We start from the raw sequence: 15,783 nt of genomic DNA, 5'->3' as shown, positions 1-15,783 counted from the left end.
AATTGGTAACTGTTTTTTCATAAAAAGACTTGCTTTTCATGGTACTTTCACTATAATATTAATGTTATGTTGAAGCGTCGGCTTTCTGCCTGGCGCTTCTTTTGTGAGACTGCCGTGACATGCTATGAATTTTAACTGTTTTAATTTGATAAATGAGAGGATTTGGATACAAATCATGCATTCAAGAAAAGATATTCGCAACATTGCGATCATTGCCCACGTTGACCATGGCAAAACAACACTCGTCGATCAGCTCCTTCAACAATCGGGGATCTTCAGCGCCCATGAGCACTTGCAAGAACGTGCTATGGACTCTAATGATATCGAGCGGGAACGTGGAATTACAATCCTAGCTAAAAATACAGCAATTACTTATAAAGAGTTTTTGATCAACATTGTGGATACACCTGGACATGCTGACTTTGGTGGCGAAGTAGAACGGATCATGAAAATGGTTGACGGTGTATTGCTGGTTGTTGATGCTTATGAAGGCTGCATGCCGCAAACGAAATTCGTTCTGCGTAAAGCATTGGAACAAAAACTTACACCGATCGTTGTCGTGAACAAGATTGACCGTCCAGCTGCTCGTCCTAAGGAAGTTATTGATGAAGTGCTCGATTTGTTCATCGAACTTGAAGCAAATGACGAACAATTGGAATTCCCTGTTGTTTATGCATCTGCTCTTAATGGTACATCAAGCATGGTTCCTGAGAAACAAGATGAAACGATGCTTTCGCTCTACGAAACCATTGTTGAACATATTCCAGCTCCAACCGAAAGTGTTGAAGAACCGCTTCAATTCCTCGTAACGTTGATGGATTATAACGAATACTTGGGTCGTATTGCGATTGGACGTGTTAACCGCGGTGTGATCAAACAAGGTCAATCTGTAACAGTTATTATGCGTGATGGTAAGAGCAAAACTGCACGTATCGAGAAATTGTTCGGCTTCCAAGGTTTGAAACGTATTGAAACAGAGCAAGCGGGCGCAGGGGATATCGTTGCTATTGCAGGGATCAAGGACATCAACATTGGTGAGACCATTGCTGATCCTGCAAACCCTGAAGCACTTCCAGTTCTGAAGATTGACGAGCCAACCATGCAAATGACATTCCTAGTGAATAACAGTCCTTTTGCTGGTAAAGAGGGTAAATGGGTAACTTCCCGTAAACTACGTGAGCGTCTCTTTAAAGAACTTGAAACAGATGTGAGCTTGCGAGTGGAAGAAACTGATAGTCCTGACGCATTTATCGTTTCTGGACGCGGTGAGCTTCACCTTGGTATTCTGATCGAGAATATGCGTCGTGAAGGTTACGAAATGCAAGTTTCTAAACCACAAGTAATCATTAAAGAAATCGACGGTGTCAAAATGGAGCCGCTTGAGCGTCTAATGATTGATATTCCAGAAGAAAGCATGGGCTCTGTTATGGAGAGTCTGGGTACTCGTAAAGCCGAAATGGTCAATATGATTAACAACGGTACGGGTCAAGTACGTCTGGAGTTCCTGATTCCTGCACGTGGTTTGATTGGTTACAACACTTACTTCTTGACTTTGACACGCGGTTACGGCGTTATGAACCATGCTTTTGACAGCTACGCTCCACTGGTTGCTGGTCAAGTTGGCGGACGTCATCAAGGTGTGCTTGTAGCAAGTGAGACTGGATCAACAACTCAATACGGAATCGTGGGTGTTGAGGATCGTGGTATTCTCTTCTTGGATGCAGGTACAGAAATTTATGAAGGTATGATCGTAGGCGAGCATACCCGTGATAACGATATTATCGTTAACATCTGTAAGGAAAAAGCACTTACCAACATGCGTACCTCAGGCAAAGATGATACTGTAAAAATGAAGACACCACGCACCTTCTCTTTGGAAGGCGCACTTGAATATTTGAACGATGATGAATATTGTGAAATTACACCTAAATCCATTCGTTTGCGTAAAAAGATTCTGAACAAAGGCGAACGCGAACGTGTAGAGAAACAACGTAAAACAGCACAAGCCAACGCGTAAACACATGCTTATGAATAAGACCGCCGGATTATTGCATCCGGCGGCTTTTTTTAATATAAGAAACAAAAAATTCCCCTACTGATGATATAATGTAAACGTATCTTAAATTTGGGAGGAGTGCGGTTATCTATGCAGGTGTGGTTCGCTGAGCATCCAATCGTCGCTTATATTGTTATCTTTATATTGCTTACTTTTGTTTATAATCAAGTCTTTCGTGTGAATCAAAAGTTATCGATTGGCAAGGAAATCATGCTCTACATAATGATGGCGATTGGCTCTGGCATGCTCCTAATTTTCCAACATGATAAGCTTCCGATTATCCAATGTCTGTTGGTTGCTGTCGGATTAATGCTGATGGTACGGATACGTTATATAGTAGAAGCTCGACAGAAGAGAAAGGCTGCAGCAGCAGCGAAGAGATCGTAATCGCAACTTTTGTACCTTAAGGATCGTCTAATTAATGTAGCAATTCTAATTCTAAATGAAATGAAAAGGACTTTATTCTATTATGAGTACAAGAAACAACGGTTTACCTCCAAGAGCAAACGGGCAACAACCTACTAATAGAAAACAGCCTGTGAAGGGTGTTTCTAAGAAAAAAACGAAAAAGAAAGTGAAAAAGAGAGGTTTTTTTGGCAGATTAGTTAGAGTATTGTTAACTTTGCTAATTATTGCGATCCTCGGCGTGCTGGGTTATGGCGGTTATCTGTATTGGAAGCTTGAGCATGGCGTATTTAATGCAGGGGTTGAGGGTACGGTTGCCCCAGGGCAATCCGCTTCAGAAAAGCCACTGACGATGCTTATACTGGGAACGGATAACAGACCTAAACACGAGTCTTATTTGACTGACGTAATCATGGTTGCAGCACTTAATCCTAAGACCAAATCAGCGACCATAGTTTCGCTTCCTCGTGATACCTATGTGGAGCTAAGCGGCTATAAGAAAACGAAGATTAATGAATTTTATGCTCGCTTCAAGGGTAAGGAGAAATCCTCCGGACTACTGGCTGAAGACGAGATGAAGACGATGATGGGTAAGTATTTGGACATTGATGTAGATTATACAACGATTCTTGATTTTCAGGGCTTCCGGGATGTGGTGGACGAGCTTGGGGGAGTCGAAGTAAATATTAGTGAAAATATGTGTTATACAGACACTGTGGACGGCACGAATATCAATCTGAAAAAGGGTCCGGCAGAGCTGGATGGAAAAAATGCATTGGACTATGTGCGGTATCGTAAATCCAATTGCAAGCCTAAGACTAACGCTTCAGATGATTTTGATCGCAACAAACGCCAGAACGAAGTCCTGAACAGTCTGGTGGATCAGATGCAATCGCTTGGTGGCGTATTGAAAATCGGCAAGGTGCTTGATGCAGTGGACAGTAACATGAAGACAGATATCGAAAATTCGCAAATCAAAGATATGATTGCGACGTATTGGAAGATTTCCAAAGAGAATATCGAATTCAAGCCGGTTACTGGAACGTGGCGAAGTCCATATGTATATATTAATGATGAGGAGTTGGAGGCCGCTAAGAAAAGCTTGCAGGACCGAATTGCAGGAATTTCCACTGGAGCTGATTCGACAACTGCTGAGACGCCTTGAGGACCTTAATATCTTCCATAGCTAAAATTGAATGCAAGTTTCAGCCTGTGCTATAATATAATAAATCGAATGAATTAACGTCGCATAGGGGGCCAGTACTTATGTCCGAAGCCGTTGCTCAGCTGAATGAAACTTTGCTATCGATGCTGCAATCGGAAACCTTTGTTCTTCTAAACACAGTTGATGCGGAGACAGGCGGTCCTACATCCACAGCTATTTCGTGGCTTTATGCTGTTAGTGCTAGTACTGTGCGTTTGGCTATTGATCATCGTTCAAGACTTGTGAATAATATGAAGGTTAATCCATTAATAACTATAACTGTGTTTGGTGAAGGAACTGTCTATGCCATAAACGGTAGTGCTGCTGTAAGGCAGGACCCGCTAGAGGATGTTCCCTTTAAGATGTGCTGTTTTGATGTTGAAATTAAAGCGGTCCGCAACGCGCTTTTTTACGGCGCGCAGCTTGACTCCGCCCCAAGATATGCGAAAGTTTATGATGGACGTGCCGCTGAGAAGTTGGACGGACAAGTATTTGCTGCCATGAAAAAAGCCTAGTGAAAATATCACTGGGCTTTTTTTGAATTCTAAGGACTTCTTTTTTCCTTTATCCACTACTGTGCATTTCTTTGCGGCTTGGTATCATCTGGCAGCTGTGGCATGATTCGTCCGATAATATCAGCCAGCTCGGATGAGAATCCGGAAATCGGATGTCCCTTGGAGATATGGCGGCTCATTTCCGCTAATCTGCTGGAGAGATCCATATCCGCTGTGACAAGCGCCCGTACACTTCTTGGGTCTTTGCGGATAGCTTCTGCTACAGAATATTTGATGCTTCCTACACGTGAGCGGCCTAGAGAACCTTCTACATCAAGACCAACAATGGCAACTTTGTTCATGACTACACAGTGTGCGCCATTTACACCGGGAACTCTTTTGGCCAACTGTTCAAAATGATCCTTAAGTGCAATTTCATTTTCTCCATTAACATTGACGGCTTGACCAGCTTTTGAGGTGGCTTTAGGATTAGTCGCACCATCATTGGACAATTGCCGAACCTCATGGTTCCCCGTACCCTTTACAGCATTCGCAGATTGTTTATTCTGAGGAGAGGGTGATGTCTTTTTATTAGCGATACCGCAGCTTGTCAGTAGCAGCAGTACCAGCAACAGACATATTGATTTTCTCATATGTGATTACTCCTTTCAGCCAATGAATCGTTTCTGTACCTTATCTTTTCCCTTGGCGGAAAGAGTTATGTATGATCAATCAAACCAGGCGCTGTGGAGGGGATAATATGAACAAGATATTTGTGCTAGATACCAACGTGCTTTTGCACGACCCCAATTCAATTTTCTCTTTCAAGGAGCATGAGGTGGTTATTCCGGCTGTTGTGCTGGAAGAAATCGACTCCAAGAAGCGCAATGCTGACGAAATCGGTCGGAATGCCCGTACGGTATCCCGATTGCTCGATGGACTCCGGGAACTAGGTCATCTGCATAGCGGTGTGGAACTGGAGCATGGAGGCAAGCTGAAGGTAGAACTTAACCATCGCAGTTTTGTGAAGGTACAGGAAATGTTTGGTGAGGTGTCTAACGACAATCGGATTTTGGCTGTTGCTCTCAATTATTTGAATGAAGAGAATGAGAAGCCTGATCCGCGTCCCGTTGTGCTTGTGAGCAAGGATGTACTGGTTCGTATTAAAGCGGATGTACTTGGAATTACGCCAGAGGATTATTTGTCAGATCGTACTGGAGACTTAAATGAACTATACACTGGTTACCAATCTCTGCAGGTGCATCCCGCATTGATTGATGAATATTATAGTCACCGCTCTCTGACGGTAAAACAGCTCGCGTTGTCGTATCCGTTGTACCCTCATGAATTTGTGATTCTCAAGGATGAGATTGGCACTGGCAAATCAGCTCTTCTCAAAGTGAATAGTGATGCCACACGTCTGGAGCCACTCTATCTGGGCAATGATTCGGTTTGGGGGATTAGCGCCCGTAATGCTCAACAACGAATGGCACTGGAGCTGCTGCTAAATGATGAAATCCCGCTCGTAACGATCACGGGTAAGGCTGGGACAGGGAAGACGTTATTGGCGCTTGCAGCCGGACTATTCAAAGTGGAGGATGAACATAAATACAAAAAATTGCTTATCGCCCGTCCGGTTGTTCCTATGGGTAAGGACATTGGTTACTTGCCCGGTGAGAAGGATGAGAAGCTTAGACCCTGGATGCAGCCTATTTATGATAATCTGGAATTCCTGTTCGATACCAAAAAAGCTGGCGATATCGATAAAATCTTAATGGGGTTAGGCAGTATACAGGTAGAAGCCTTAACCTATATTCGCGGCCGTTCAATCCCATCACAGTTCATTATTATTGATGAGGCGCAGAACCTTTCCCGTCATGAGGTGAAGACCATTGTCTCCAGAGCGGGAGAAGGAAGTAAAGTCATTCTAATGGGCGATCCGGAGCAAATCGATCATCCATATCTGGATGCTGCGAGCAACGGACTGAGCTATATCGTCGAGAAGTTTAAGCAGCAAGGGATTAGCGGACATATTACTTTGGAAAAAGGTGAACGTTCCCGCTTGGCGCAATTGGCCGCGGATCTACTCTAGCCGTTCATGAATCCAATTTTCAGCCGGGAGAAGCAAACACTCCCGGCTTTTTCCTGCCCGCCCGGAAACGGCAGAGGAATTTAAAGTTGGTTGTGGTGATTAGAGCCATGGAAAGAAAGTTTGGAACTGTAGAAGCGAAGCGTTCGCCTTTATCCTCGGATTTTAACCGCATGATGCGGTAATTAAATCAGGAAATCTGAGGATAACAGCGATCGGAAGTCCAAAGCTTTCTTGTAATGGCGGTCAGATCACCTTCCTATTTTTAATGCCTCTGGCGTTTCACCCATATAATAGAAAGAGAACGGTTTCACAAACTAAAGACAAGCACCGGAGGGTTTGGTAAAATAGGGGAGACCAATCAAAAGGGAAGGTGGGAAATCGTGCTGAAACGCAAAAATTATTGGCTGCTTTTTGCAATTTTACTACTATCGCTGACAAGCCTGTCGCCCAGTATGGAATTGAGTACCAGTAACGATCCACGTCCTATGAAAAGACCGCAAAGTCAGTCGACCAATCCCTCTTCCGGAGATGAGGGAACTATAGATAGCTTACATATAAGAGTATCGTTAAATAGCGAAGAATTTAGTGAACTGGAGCTCCTTAGCAACCGTTATACCTTAGAAAGTGGAGTAAAGGTTATTTTAAGCAATGTAAATATTGAGGATGCCGATGAGGTATTGAAGCATGATTTAACGATCGGGGACAGCCCGGATATAGTCATGGCAGATGGACGAAGCATACTGGACTGGGCCACACGTGGATATTTATTGCCGATGGATGTGTATCAGAGCGTTCCGGGGAGTGCACCGTTAACACAGTTGATCCCCTTGATGCAGTGGAATGGATATAATTGGGGAGTCCCGTTAGATATAGATCCTTACGTGCTCGTTTATTCCCCACAACGGCTGGCGGAGCTGGGTTTTAATGCATTACCCAAAAGCCTCGAAGAGTGGAATATCCTGCTTCAGAATGTGCTTAAAGAGCAAGGAAAGTATTTACTCGCGATGGATACCCGTAATCCTTATGGATTGTCAGCGGTAATGGAGAGCATGAATAGCAGCTTGTTAGCAGATAACCAAGAAGTGTTGAATTGGACTCAGAACGCCCGCAGTTATTTTTATCTCACCAGCCGCTACAATAAAGATGTCTGGGATATGCTACAAGGAGGTAGTGTCGCGGTTGCTTCTTTACCGTTATCCGAGTGGCAGAAGCATGGTAATTCATCCCTTGCTGCTGTTCCGGCGCTGACTGCCAATAACGGAGGTGGGTTTGAATCCTGTTACAGTCGATCTTTTGCCCTTCCAGCTCAATCTCAAAGTCCAAAGGAAGCTGTGAATTGGCTGACTTTTATCACCTCAGAGGATGCTCAGTTGGATTGGTTGGAGAATACGGGGAGCTTGCCGGCGCTTGATGTTCTTTATCGTTCGGAGCATGCTTTTAAATACAAACTTCCTTTCGAGGTTGAGCTATTGCTGACAGAAGAAACCGCCCCGGAGGATGAGTCACAGGGCGGCTGGAGTAAGGTTGTTGAAGCTGTATCATTACTATTAACAGGGCAGATAGATGCGGAAGGCTACAAAGAATATCTAAAAGAAGGTCTAAAATGAAATGGAAAGCTTAACATGCAAGACGCCCTCTTGGCTATCTACTGCCGTGGCACGAAGGAAAGATACTATTTTTCCAGGATAAAAGCCTAAGTCAAATTCTTCTTCCAACGTTTTTCTTGTCGTGTCAGGCAATTCAAGACCATTAAATACAATATGATCGACTTGGAATATAAGGCCGTTGATCGGTTCTTCCTGAATGGTGTAGTGACCGGTCAGTGAAAGAGCTAGCGCTCCGCTTTTTCCAGTGGCAGTAATTGAACCGTCATTGAAATGAAAGGCGAAGTCTTTAAACAGCGAATTCTGTGATTGCAAAAATTCATTCAAATCCTCTTCCTTCAGGTTTAGCTCATAAGTCATTCCCTTTCGAGTCAGTACACCCTCTCGATTCTGAACAAACTGTGGTAGTTTATTCATTGCGGAGGATAACGCCTTGAAATATGTTTTTACCTCGTGCAGGCCGATATTCTCCCAATATAATGTGAATTCTTTAAGTAGAGTACTCATATTTTCAGGATCGCTGCTATTTTTAATCCCACCCTCAATTTCCTTGTTGAGCGCGTTTACCCGAACTTGCTGTTCCTCCAGAGCCGTGCGCAGCCGGGCGAGCTCTTCCGAGTTTCGCTTCGCAGTCTGAATGGTATCCTTCAAATCCTTATATTGTTCTTCATATTGTGAGAGAATATCGCGGTCATTCCCAATAATAATCTCATAATAATCGAACAGAGCCAGGAATCTGCTGATACTTTTTGCTGAAAAAAACGCGACCAGAAGATTATCTCTATCCCCCATATAATAAGAACGCACAACTGCACCTGCCCGTTCCTGTTGGTCCGCGATGGCTGTTTTTTTCTGGGTAGCTTGTCTGTTCAAGCTTTCTACCTTTTGTTCAAGCGCTTTTTGTTCGGCTGTAATCTTGATGATTTCACGTTCAATTTCTGCAGAAGACAAGGTCTGTTCAAGTAGTTTACGGGTTTCTTCATTATCTGGTATAGCAGAGTTGAAAAAATCACCGCTAGGATCGGCAGACAAGTACTTCACAGGTTGTAACGGAAACAAAGTACAGCAGAAGAGAATTAGTATGGTTGCAATCATGCGGCTTTGTAAATTGCGGGAGCGCACCACACCACCACCTTTTTTTTGAAATGATATATGTATGTACTAATAATATGTTTAACCCTTCTAAAATAGCATACAAACAAAAAAACGGAAGTGATCCTTATAAGATAAGGACCTCATCCGCTCCAAAAGAGTACTGCAATTTATAGTGGAAGACCCATTTGAAAGATCGTCCAATAACTAAATCCGGTGAAAGTCAGAATCATGTATGCCCAGAAGAGAAGAACATAAGTTTTTTCAGTAAATTTCATATAGCCAAGTATTACGAAAAATGCTGTTTGCAAAAAGAAAAGCAAGGCCATTTCTGTTAGACCTCCGGCGAAAGCCATCAATCCAATAGCTAATGTGAAAAAACCTAATACCCGAAACATGCGGTCCAAGAGAGAGTCCCCCTTCCAGTATGTATCTCACGAATATTCCTTCGATTTATTATACCCTCAACATAATTATGTGTAAACGAATTCATTGAAAAAAATGCACTAATCTTCAAAAAATGTGATTTTTATAATTGACCTGAGTGATTAGCGCTTTAAAAAAGAGAATTTATAGTTTTATGCGTATGATGTACGCAGATAATGGAAATACAAATTAGTATCAAATAGATTCTATGAACTCTATGAGAAGCATAGAAATGGAGTAAGCAGCTTTTATCCCTATTCACTACCCGGCAGAACTGCCGGTTATGGAGATGGTTATTTCATGACGTTGTTAGGAGGTTTGGCTTTATGACAGCCGTTAGACAGGACGCTTGGAGTGCAGAAGATGATCTAATATTGGCAGAAGTAACTTTGCGACACATTCGGGAGGGCAGCACACAGCTTGCCGCTTTTGAAGAGGTGGGCGAAAAAATCGGCAGAACATCGGCCGCTTGCGGATTCCGCTGGAACAGTTGTGTTCGGAAAAGTTATGAAGGTGCAATCGGTATTGCTAAAGGGCAGCGTCAAAAGCGTAGCTACCTGAAAAAGCAGCCGTCAGTAAGAGGAGCGCAAGTAGCTGGTCTGATTCTGGGTGATGTCGATGAGGAATTTGGGCGCGGTGAGGGATTAAGTGAAAACACATTATCCATTGATGCGGTCATTCGTTTCTTAAGACAATGGAAGGGTACGATCCAGGAAGCAGGACGTCAGCTGAAAATGCTGGAAAGAGACCTGCGCGAGAAGGAAGATGAATTAACAGAATTACGATCTGAGAATGAGCGGTTGTCTAAAGAGGTTAATCTTGCTCAAAGCGACTACCGGGTAGTTAACGATGATTACAAAGCTTTAATTCAGATTATGGATCGTGCTCGCAGGCTTGCTTTCTTAAATGAAGAAGAAGAAGAAATGAAGACTCGTTTCAAAATGGATGGTAACGGAAATTTAGAACGCATTGAATAAACGATAGGTTAACTAACAATCCCGCAAGTGGTCTGCTTTTTAAGCACCACTTGCGGGGTTTTTGGTATACTTAGAAAAATTGTGCTTAAGATCAGCAGGAGGGTTATATGAAAATTGATATAATTGGTGCAGGTTCACTCGGGCTGCTGCTGGCAGGGAGATTGATCCAAGCCGGGAATGATGTGAGACTGTGGTGCCGAGGGATAGAACAATGCCAACGATTAGGGCGTGATGGCTTAACGGTTACCTACGAGGATGAACGCGAGCCGATAACAATTTCGGAAGATCAGTTTGTATCCGCGCCAATAGGGGAGTTCGCTGGTGCTTATCTGGAAGAGCCGAGTGATTGGATCGTGGTGACGGTTAAACAGAATACTCTACATAATGATTTGCCTGAATTTCTATCCCTACTTAAGGAAGAGCAAGTACATATGATATGTTTTCAGAATGGTACAGGACATATGGAGATGTTGGGGGGCTTGTTGCCGGACGCCAATTTATATGTAGCTGTGACTACGGAGGCTGCGAAGCGCAAATCATTAACTGAGGTCATTCATGCAGGAGCAGGGGAGGTGTGGATAGGAAAATGGAGCTCAGGGGATGGACAAGCTCATAGCATACATAATGATTTAAAAGCGAATAATTTAATAGAAGTTCTCATAATGGCAGGATTCGCAGCCTTTTTGTCGAATGAAGTGGATACCATGATTTACCGGAAGCTCTTGATCAATGCCGTTATTAATCCACTCACGGCGATTTGGCGTATTCCAAATGGGGAGCTGCTGTCTTCAGAGCAACGCCTCCAATTAATGAAGGAAGTTTTTGAAGAAGCAACAATGGTGTATGATTTCTGTGAAATTACTTATGATAAGGATGCTTGGGATAACATCCTTCAGGTGTGCCGGTTAACGTCTGGCAATATTTCATCTATGCTGGCAGATGTACTTGCTTCAAGAACCACAGAAATTCGTTGGATCAATGGAAGTCTTGTAGAAATGGCAGAACGATCTGGAGTGTCGGCACCATTAAATCGCTGGCTCTGCCAATTAGTAGAAGGTATTGGGGTATGATCTCTGGGGAGAGGTGAAGCTATGGGACTGCTGATGGATTCGGTTATTACTTTAAGCGTTATTCCGATTGTGCCGTTTTTGATTGTTTTTTTCATTGGAAAAGGCTTAAAAAAAGATAAAAAGAAAACTTTTATGCTCGCTATGGACGTGACCACATTTTTTTTATTATTGTCGGTCTCCGCATTGTTTAATAACATCTTTAATTCCGGTTTTGGGTTTTACCTTATACTAATTATTGTATTAATATCCGCTGGACTGATTGGCGGAGCTCAAAATCGGATGAAAGGAAAGGTAGATGGGAAGCGGTTATTTCGGGCAGTTTGGAGACTTTCGTTCTTTTTTATGAGCGTCGGATATTTATTATTTATGTTTGTTGGGCTAATTACCTACATATCACAAGCGATGTAACGTTCCACTGCTTCGGTGAAGCGTCAACGTCACAAAAGTTTAAAGTTTTAAAAAAAAAATATTTTCTGAAAACATTGCACTAGATTTTTTTGACCACTGGTTGTATAATCATAAACCATATACCACATTCTATTTAGGGGGAACTGCTAGATGAAGAAGAGTAAAAGTCTATTGCTAATGATTGCATTAGTACTTGTTATCGGCACAGTGCTTGCTGGCTGCGGCGGAAACAATGCAAACAGCGGCAATAAAGGTAACAATGCTAACACTGGTAACACGGCAACTGGTAATGCAGCTACAGAAGAAAAATTGGCTGCTGACCAAACATTGAGAATTAACCTTAGTTCTGAGCCTCCAACATTTGACCCAGGATTGGCGCAAGATAGCCAAGCTAACACTGTCCTGAAAACAATGTACGAAGGTTTGACTCGCATGAATGATGAAACAGGTCAAGCTGAACCAGGTGTTGCTGAAAGCTGGGAAGTTTCCGCTGACGGTCTGGTATATACTTTCAAACTCCGTGATTCACAATGGAGTAACGGCGATCCTGTAACAACAGAAGATTTCGTTCGCGCTTGGAAACGCGTGCTCGATCCTGCTGCTGCATCTGCTGCGCCTTACGCTTATCAATTGTACTACATCAAAAATGCTGAAAAGTACTACAACAAGGAAATTACTGATTTCAGTCAAGTAGGTGTCAAAGCGATTGATGAGAAAACTCTTGAAGTTACTCTTGAATCCTCCACTCCTTACTTCCTTGGATTGCTTTCCTTCTACACTTATTACCCTGTACACAAATCCATTGAGAGTAATCCTAAATGGGCAACAAGCAAAGATTCTATGATCGTTAACGGTGCTTTCACTCTTACTGAGTGGACTACTGGTCAAACTCTTGTTGTAACTAAAAACGATAAATACTGGGATAAAGATTCCATTAAACTTAGCGCTATCGATTTCTCCCTTGTAAACAGCGGTGCAACTGAACTGCTCAGCTACAAGAACGGTGAATATGATCGTGCGGGCGGACCAACTGGTGAAATTCCATCAGAACAAATTCCAATCGTACAAAAAGAACTTCCTAACGAATTCAGCCGTAAAGGTATTGCTTCCGTATATTACTACGAATTCAATATCACTGAAAAACCATTTACAAACGCTAAAATCCGTAAAGCTCTTGCAATGGCGCTTAACCGCCAAGCTTTGATTGACAATGTAGTTCAAGGTGGACAATTCCCAGCATTCGGTTTTGTACCTCCAGGTATCGCTGGTGCTGATGGTGAATACCGTACAGCAGTTAAAGATAGCTACTTCACTGAAGATCTAGAACAAGCTAAAACATTGCTTGCTGAAGGTCTGAAAGAAGAAGGTATGGATAAACTGCCTACATTCTCCCTGACTTACAACACAAGTGAAGGTCACAAGAAAATCGCTTTGGCGATTGCTGATATGTGGAAAAACAATCTTGGTATCGACGTACAAACCGTTAACCAAGAGTGGGCTGTATTTATTGAAAACCGTCAAAACCTGAACTACCAAGTTGCTCGTGCTGGTTGGACTGCGGATTACAATGATCCAATGACTTTCCTTGATATGTGGGTAACAGGTGGCGGTAACAATGATACTGGTTACGCTAACCCTGAGTATGACAAATTGATCAGCGAAGCTAAAACAAGCACTGACTTGGCAGTACGTCAAGAAAAGTTTGCTGCAGCTGAAAAATTGCTCATCGAGCAAGATATGGTTCTGATTCCTTTGTACTACTACACTAACAACTCCCTGACTAAAGAGTACCTTAAAGGTGTTACTCTTGACTTTAGTGGTGCAATTGACTTGACTCGCGGATACTTGCTTGAGCACTAAGATATTGCTTTAGTAATTACAACAGAATAGTTAGTTGACTGAAGTTGCAGAATACTTCGGGATATATATGTGGAATTCCATATATATCCCTTTTTTTTGTACTCCTGTCTATTTGTTAATTAATGTTATTAATAACATATATAGAAAATAGACAAAAATCCGTTTTTTTCATAAAATCATTATTATGTGTATCAAAAATTGTCGGAGGAGGTGTGATGGGGATGGTTCGTTATGTCGCAAATAAGTTTTTCTATATGTTGGTTTCTCTATTTGTATTGATTTCAGCTACCTTTTTCTTGATGAAAGCTATTCCGGGGGATCCGTTTACTTCTGAAAAGAAGGTACCGCCAGAAATTAAAGCACGTCTGATGGAACAATATGGTCTGGACAAGCCGCTCTCTCATCAGTATTTTAAGTATTTAGGTGATATTATCCAAGGTGACCTAGGTGTCTCAATGAAACGCCTAAATCAAGATGTATCACATTTGATCAGTCAAACCTTTTCAGCGTCGCTGAAGCTGGGACTCGTCGCAATCGTTGTGGCGGTTATTGTCGGAGTATTTCTCGGCATGTTGGCGGCACTCTATCACAGAAAGTTTATTGACAGCGCAGCTATGGTGCTGGCAGTTCTGGGGATTGCGGTTCCGAGCTTTGTAGTCGCGTCATTACTGCAGTACGTATTTGCTTTCAAACTGGGTTGGGTACCGGTTTCAGGTTTTAAAGGGCCAATCTATTATTTCTTACCCGTGGCCGCGCTCTCGGCACAGCCGATCGCCTTTATCGCCCGCTTGACCCGTTCAAGCATGCTTGAAGTTTTGAATGCGGATTATATCAAAACGGCTAAAGCAAAGGGATTGAGCTGGATGGCTATTCTGAGCCGTCATGTACTTCGTAACGGAATTCTACCTGTTGTTACTTATATGGGTCCAATGACAGCTAACATCGTAACTGGTTCGGTTGTTATCGAGCAGATCTTTGGTGTTGGGGGTATTGGTAAACAGTTCGTGGAAGCGATTGGTGTCCGTGACTATACCGTTATTATGGGGATAACCATTTTCTATGGTGTATTACTCATGGTTGCCCGCTTTATTACTGATATTGCTTATGTATTGATTGACCCACGTATGAAATTAAGTGGAGGAAAGGAGGGCTAAAGAGTGGCTACTGAAAATAACTTGCTAAATCTAAAACCGGAAGATTTTCAAAAAGTCGGTGTGGATGAAAAAGAAGCCGAAGTTATCCAGCGTGAGAGTCTCTCTGCTTGGAAAGACTCTTGGCAACGGTTGCGTCAAAATAAAATGGCGATGACTGCGCTCGGTATCCTGGGTTTGATTGTACTTGCAGCGATTTTTGCACCTTTTATCTCGAAATATAACTATTATTCTAATGATTTGATGAGCACCAACAAGCCCCCTTCCTCCGATCACTGGTTTGGAACGGATGATCTTGGTCGTGATATCTTTGTTCGTACTTGGTACGGTGCACGGATCTCCTTGATCGTTGGTCTTGCTGCGGCAGCCATCGACTTGTTCATCGGTGTTATCTACGGAGGCATTATGGGCTTCTTCGGCGGCCGTGTAGATAATATTATGAATAAATTCTCTGAGATTTTGTATTCTATTCCATATTTGCTGGTTGTAATCTTGCTCTTGGTCGTTCTTGAGCCAAGTCTTGGAACAATCATCCTAGCTCTAACCATTACAGGCTGGATTACGATGTCGTGGATTGTGCGTGGAGAAATTATGCAGCTCAAGAATCGCGAATTCGTATTGGCGTCCCGTTCCATGGGTGCTGGTTCTGCGAGACTGTTGTTCAAGCACCTTCTGCCGAACGCGGTTGGTCCGATTATCGTAACCATTACACTGTCTGTACCAAATGCTATCTTTGCTGAGGCCTTCCTAAGCTTCTTGGGTCTTGGTGTACAAGCTCCTGTTGCTTCACTTGGATCGATGATCAATGACTCACTCACCGGCTGGCTGTATTATCCATGGCGCTTCTTGTTCCCTGCGATCCTAATCAGCTTAACAATGCTTTCTTTCAACATTTTCGGTGATGGTCTTCGTGACGCGCTTGATCCTAAGCTGAAGAAATAGGA

15 protein-coding genes are annotated in these 15,783 nt (G+C 42.9%); 12 read left to right on the top strand and 3 right to left on the bottom strand.

The annotated features are described in order from the left end of the window. Nucleotides 1-175: 175 nt before the first annotated feature. The 4 genes from typA to NSQ50_RS23660 all read left to right on the top strand — a co-directional run bounded on the left by typA (nucleotide 176) and on the right by NSQ50_RS23660 (nucleotide 4,180). Nucleotides 176-2,017, top strand: coding sequence for a translational GTPase TypA (typA, locus tag NSQ50_RS23675; protein WP_076129029.1), 1,842 nt, complete (start codon nucleotides 176-178; stop codon nucleotides 2,015-2,017). Nucleotides 2,018-2,146: 129 nt separating this feature from the next. After that, nucleotides 2,147-2,443 (top strand): YlaH-like family protein, encoded by a 297-nt coding sequence (locus NSQ50_RS23670; RefSeq protein WP_036683721.1) that lies wholly within the window; start codon nucleotides 2,147-2,149, stop codon nucleotides 2,441-2,443. 82 nt (nucleotides 2,444-2,525) lie between these two features. Then, on the top strand, nucleotides 2,526-3,626 hold the full coding sequence (locus tag NSQ50_RS23665; RefSeq protein ID WP_076222920.1) for an LCP family protein: 1,101 nt from the start codon (nucleotides 2,526-2,528) through the stop codon (nucleotides 3,624-3,626). 101 nt (nucleotides 3,627-3,727) lie between these two features. Continuing rightward, nucleotides 3,728-4,180, top strand: a complete 453-nt coding sequence (locus NSQ50_RS23660) for a pyridoxamine 5'-phosphate oxidase family protein (protein WP_076222918.1) — start codon at nucleotides 3,728-3,730, stop codon at nucleotides 4,178-4,180. A gap of 56 nt (nucleotides 4,181-4,236) precedes the next feature. Here NSQ50_RS23660 and NSQ50_RS23655 read toward each other — a convergent pair whose 3' ends face one another. Further along, a complete protein-coding gene (locus NSQ50_RS23655) occupies nucleotides 4,237-4,812 on the bottom strand; it encodes a YhcN/YlaJ family sporulation lipoprotein (protein ID WP_076222915.1) in 576 nt (191 codons plus the stop codon). A 107-nt stretch (nucleotides 4,813-4,919) separates the two neighbouring features. On the opposite strand from NSQ50_RS23655, the gene NSQ50_RS23650 reads away from it, so the two are divergent. Together NSQ50_RS23650 and NSQ50_RS23645 are read left to right on the top strand one after the other, a co-directional pair. After that, entirely contained in the window at nucleotides 4,920-6,251 is a 1,332-nt protein-coding gene (locus NSQ50_RS23650) for a PhoH family protein (protein ID WP_036683710.1), read from the top strand. Nucleotides 6,252-6,631: 380 nt separating this feature from the next. Beyond that, complete coding sequence (locus NSQ50_RS23645; protein ID WP_076222912.1) at nucleotides 6,632-7,858, top strand: extracellular solute-binding protein; 1,227 nt, start codon at nucleotides 6,632-6,634, stop codon at nucleotides 7,856-7,858. Here NSQ50_RS23645 and NSQ50_RS23640 read toward each other — a convergent pair. Further along, nucleotides 7,850-8,977: a coiled-coil domain-containing protein gene (locus NSQ50_RS23640; RefSeq protein WP_235219499.1), complete on the bottom strand. Its 1,128-nt coding sequence runs from the start codon at nucleotides 8,975-8,977 to the stop codon at nucleotides 7,850-7,852. The two genes, NSQ50_RS23645 and NSQ50_RS23640, sit on opposite strands and share 9 nt — an antisense overlap. 140 nt (nucleotides 8,978-9,117) lie before the next feature. Then, nucleotides 9,118-9,354, bottom strand: a complete 237-nt coding sequence (locus NSQ50_RS23635; RefSeq protein ID WP_036683705.1) for a DUF2626 family protein — start codon at nucleotides 9,352-9,354, stop codon at nucleotides 9,118-9,120. A 345-nt stretch (nucleotides 9,355-9,699) separates the two neighbouring features. On the opposite strand from NSQ50_RS23635, the gene NSQ50_RS23630 reads away from it, so the two are divergent. From NSQ50_RS23630 to NSQ50_RS23605, 6 genes are all read left to right on the top strand, one after another. After that, nucleotides 9,700-10,350: an RsfA family transcriptional regulator gene (locus NSQ50_RS23630; protein ID WP_036683702.1), complete on the top strand. Its 651-nt coding sequence runs from the start codon at nucleotides 9,700-9,702 to the stop codon at nucleotides 10,348-10,350. Between the two features lie 107 nt (nucleotides 10,351-10,457). Further along, nucleotides 10,458-11,420, top strand: coding sequence for a ketopantoate reductase family protein (locus NSQ50_RS23625; RefSeq protein WP_076098542.1), 963 nt, complete (start codon nucleotides 10,458-10,460; stop codon nucleotides 11,418-11,420). Between the two features lie 21 nt (nucleotides 11,421-11,441). Beyond that, on the top strand, nucleotides 11,442-11,828 hold the full coding sequence (locus NSQ50_RS23620) for a DUF3397 domain-containing protein (RefSeq protein WP_036683696.1): 387 nt from the start codon (nucleotides 11,442-11,444) through the stop codon (nucleotides 11,826-11,828). Nucleotides 11,829-11,978: 150 nt separating this feature from the next. After that, nucleotides 11,979-13,688, top strand: coding sequence for a peptide ABC transporter substrate-binding protein (locus NSQ50_RS23615; protein ID WP_036683694.1), 1,710 nt, complete (start codon nucleotides 11,979-11,981; stop codon nucleotides 13,686-13,688). Between the two features lie 221 nt (nucleotides 13,689-13,909). Then, nucleotides 13,910-14,842: an ABC transporter permease gene (locus tag NSQ50_RS23610; protein ID WP_036683691.1), complete on the top strand. Its 933-nt coding sequence runs from the start codon at nucleotides 13,910-13,912 to the stop codon at nucleotides 14,840-14,842. 3 nt (nucleotides 14,843-14,845) lie between these two features. Then, a complete protein-coding gene (locus NSQ50_RS23605; protein WP_036683689.1) occupies nucleotides 14,846-15,781 on the top strand; it encodes an ABC transporter permease in 936 nt (311 codons plus the stop codon). The last annotated feature ends 2 nt before the right edge of the window (nucleotides 15,782-15,783 follow it).

The organism is Paenibacillus sp. FSL R10-2788 (assembly GCF_038003885.1).
GTDB lineage: Bacteria > Bacillota > Bacilli > Paenibacillales > Paenibacillaceae > Paenibacillus_AQ > Paenibacillus_AQ odorifer.
This window is presented reverse-complemented; position numbering and strand designations above follow the sequence as displayed.

Excerpts from the sequence above, each read along its gene's own strand:
- typA (WP_076129029.1), top strand. The coding sequence starts at position 176 with ATGCATTCAAGAAAAGATATTCGCAACATTGCGATCATTGCCCACGTT.
- NSQ50_RS23630 (WP_036683702.1), top strand. The coding sequence starts at position 9,700 with ATGACAGCCGTTAGACAGGACGCTTGGAGTGCAGAAGATGATCTAATA.
- NSQ50_RS23650 (WP_036683710.1), top strand. The coding sequence starts at position 4,920 with ATGAACAAGATATTTGTGCTAGATACCAACGTGCTTTTGCACGACCCC.
- NSQ50_RS23670 (WP_036683721.1), top strand. The coding sequence starts at position 2,147 with ATGCAGGTGTGGTTCGCTGAGCATCCAATCGTCGCTTATATTGTTATC.
- NSQ50_RS23620 (WP_036683696.1), top strand. The coding sequence starts at position 11,442 with ATGGGACTGCTGATGGATTCGGTTATTACTTTAAGCGTTATTCCGATT.
- NSQ50_RS23665 (WP_076222920.1), top strand. The coding sequence starts at position 2,526 with ATGAGTACAAGAAACAACGGTTTACCTCCAAGAGCAAACGGGCAACAA.
- NSQ50_RS23625 (WP_076098542.1), top strand. The coding sequence starts at position 10,458 with ATGAAAATTGATATAATTGGTGCAGGTTCACTCGGGCTGCTGCTGGCA.
- NSQ50_RS23615 (WP_036683694.1), top strand. The coding sequence starts at position 11,979 with ATGAAGAAGAGTAAAAGTCTATTGCTAATGATTGCATTAGTACTTGTT.
- NSQ50_RS23655 (WP_076222915.1), bottom strand. The coding sequence starts at position 4,812 with ATGAGAAAATCAATATGTCTGTTGCTGGTACTGCTGCTACTGACAAGC.
- NSQ50_RS23610 (WP_036683691.1), top strand. The coding sequence starts at position 13,910 with ATGGTTCGTTATGTCGCAAATAAGTTTTTCTATATGTTGGTTTCTCTA.
- NSQ50_RS23660 (WP_076222918.1), top strand. The coding sequence starts at position 3,728 with ATGTCCGAAGCCGTTGCTCAGCTGAATGAAACTTTGCTATCGATGCTG.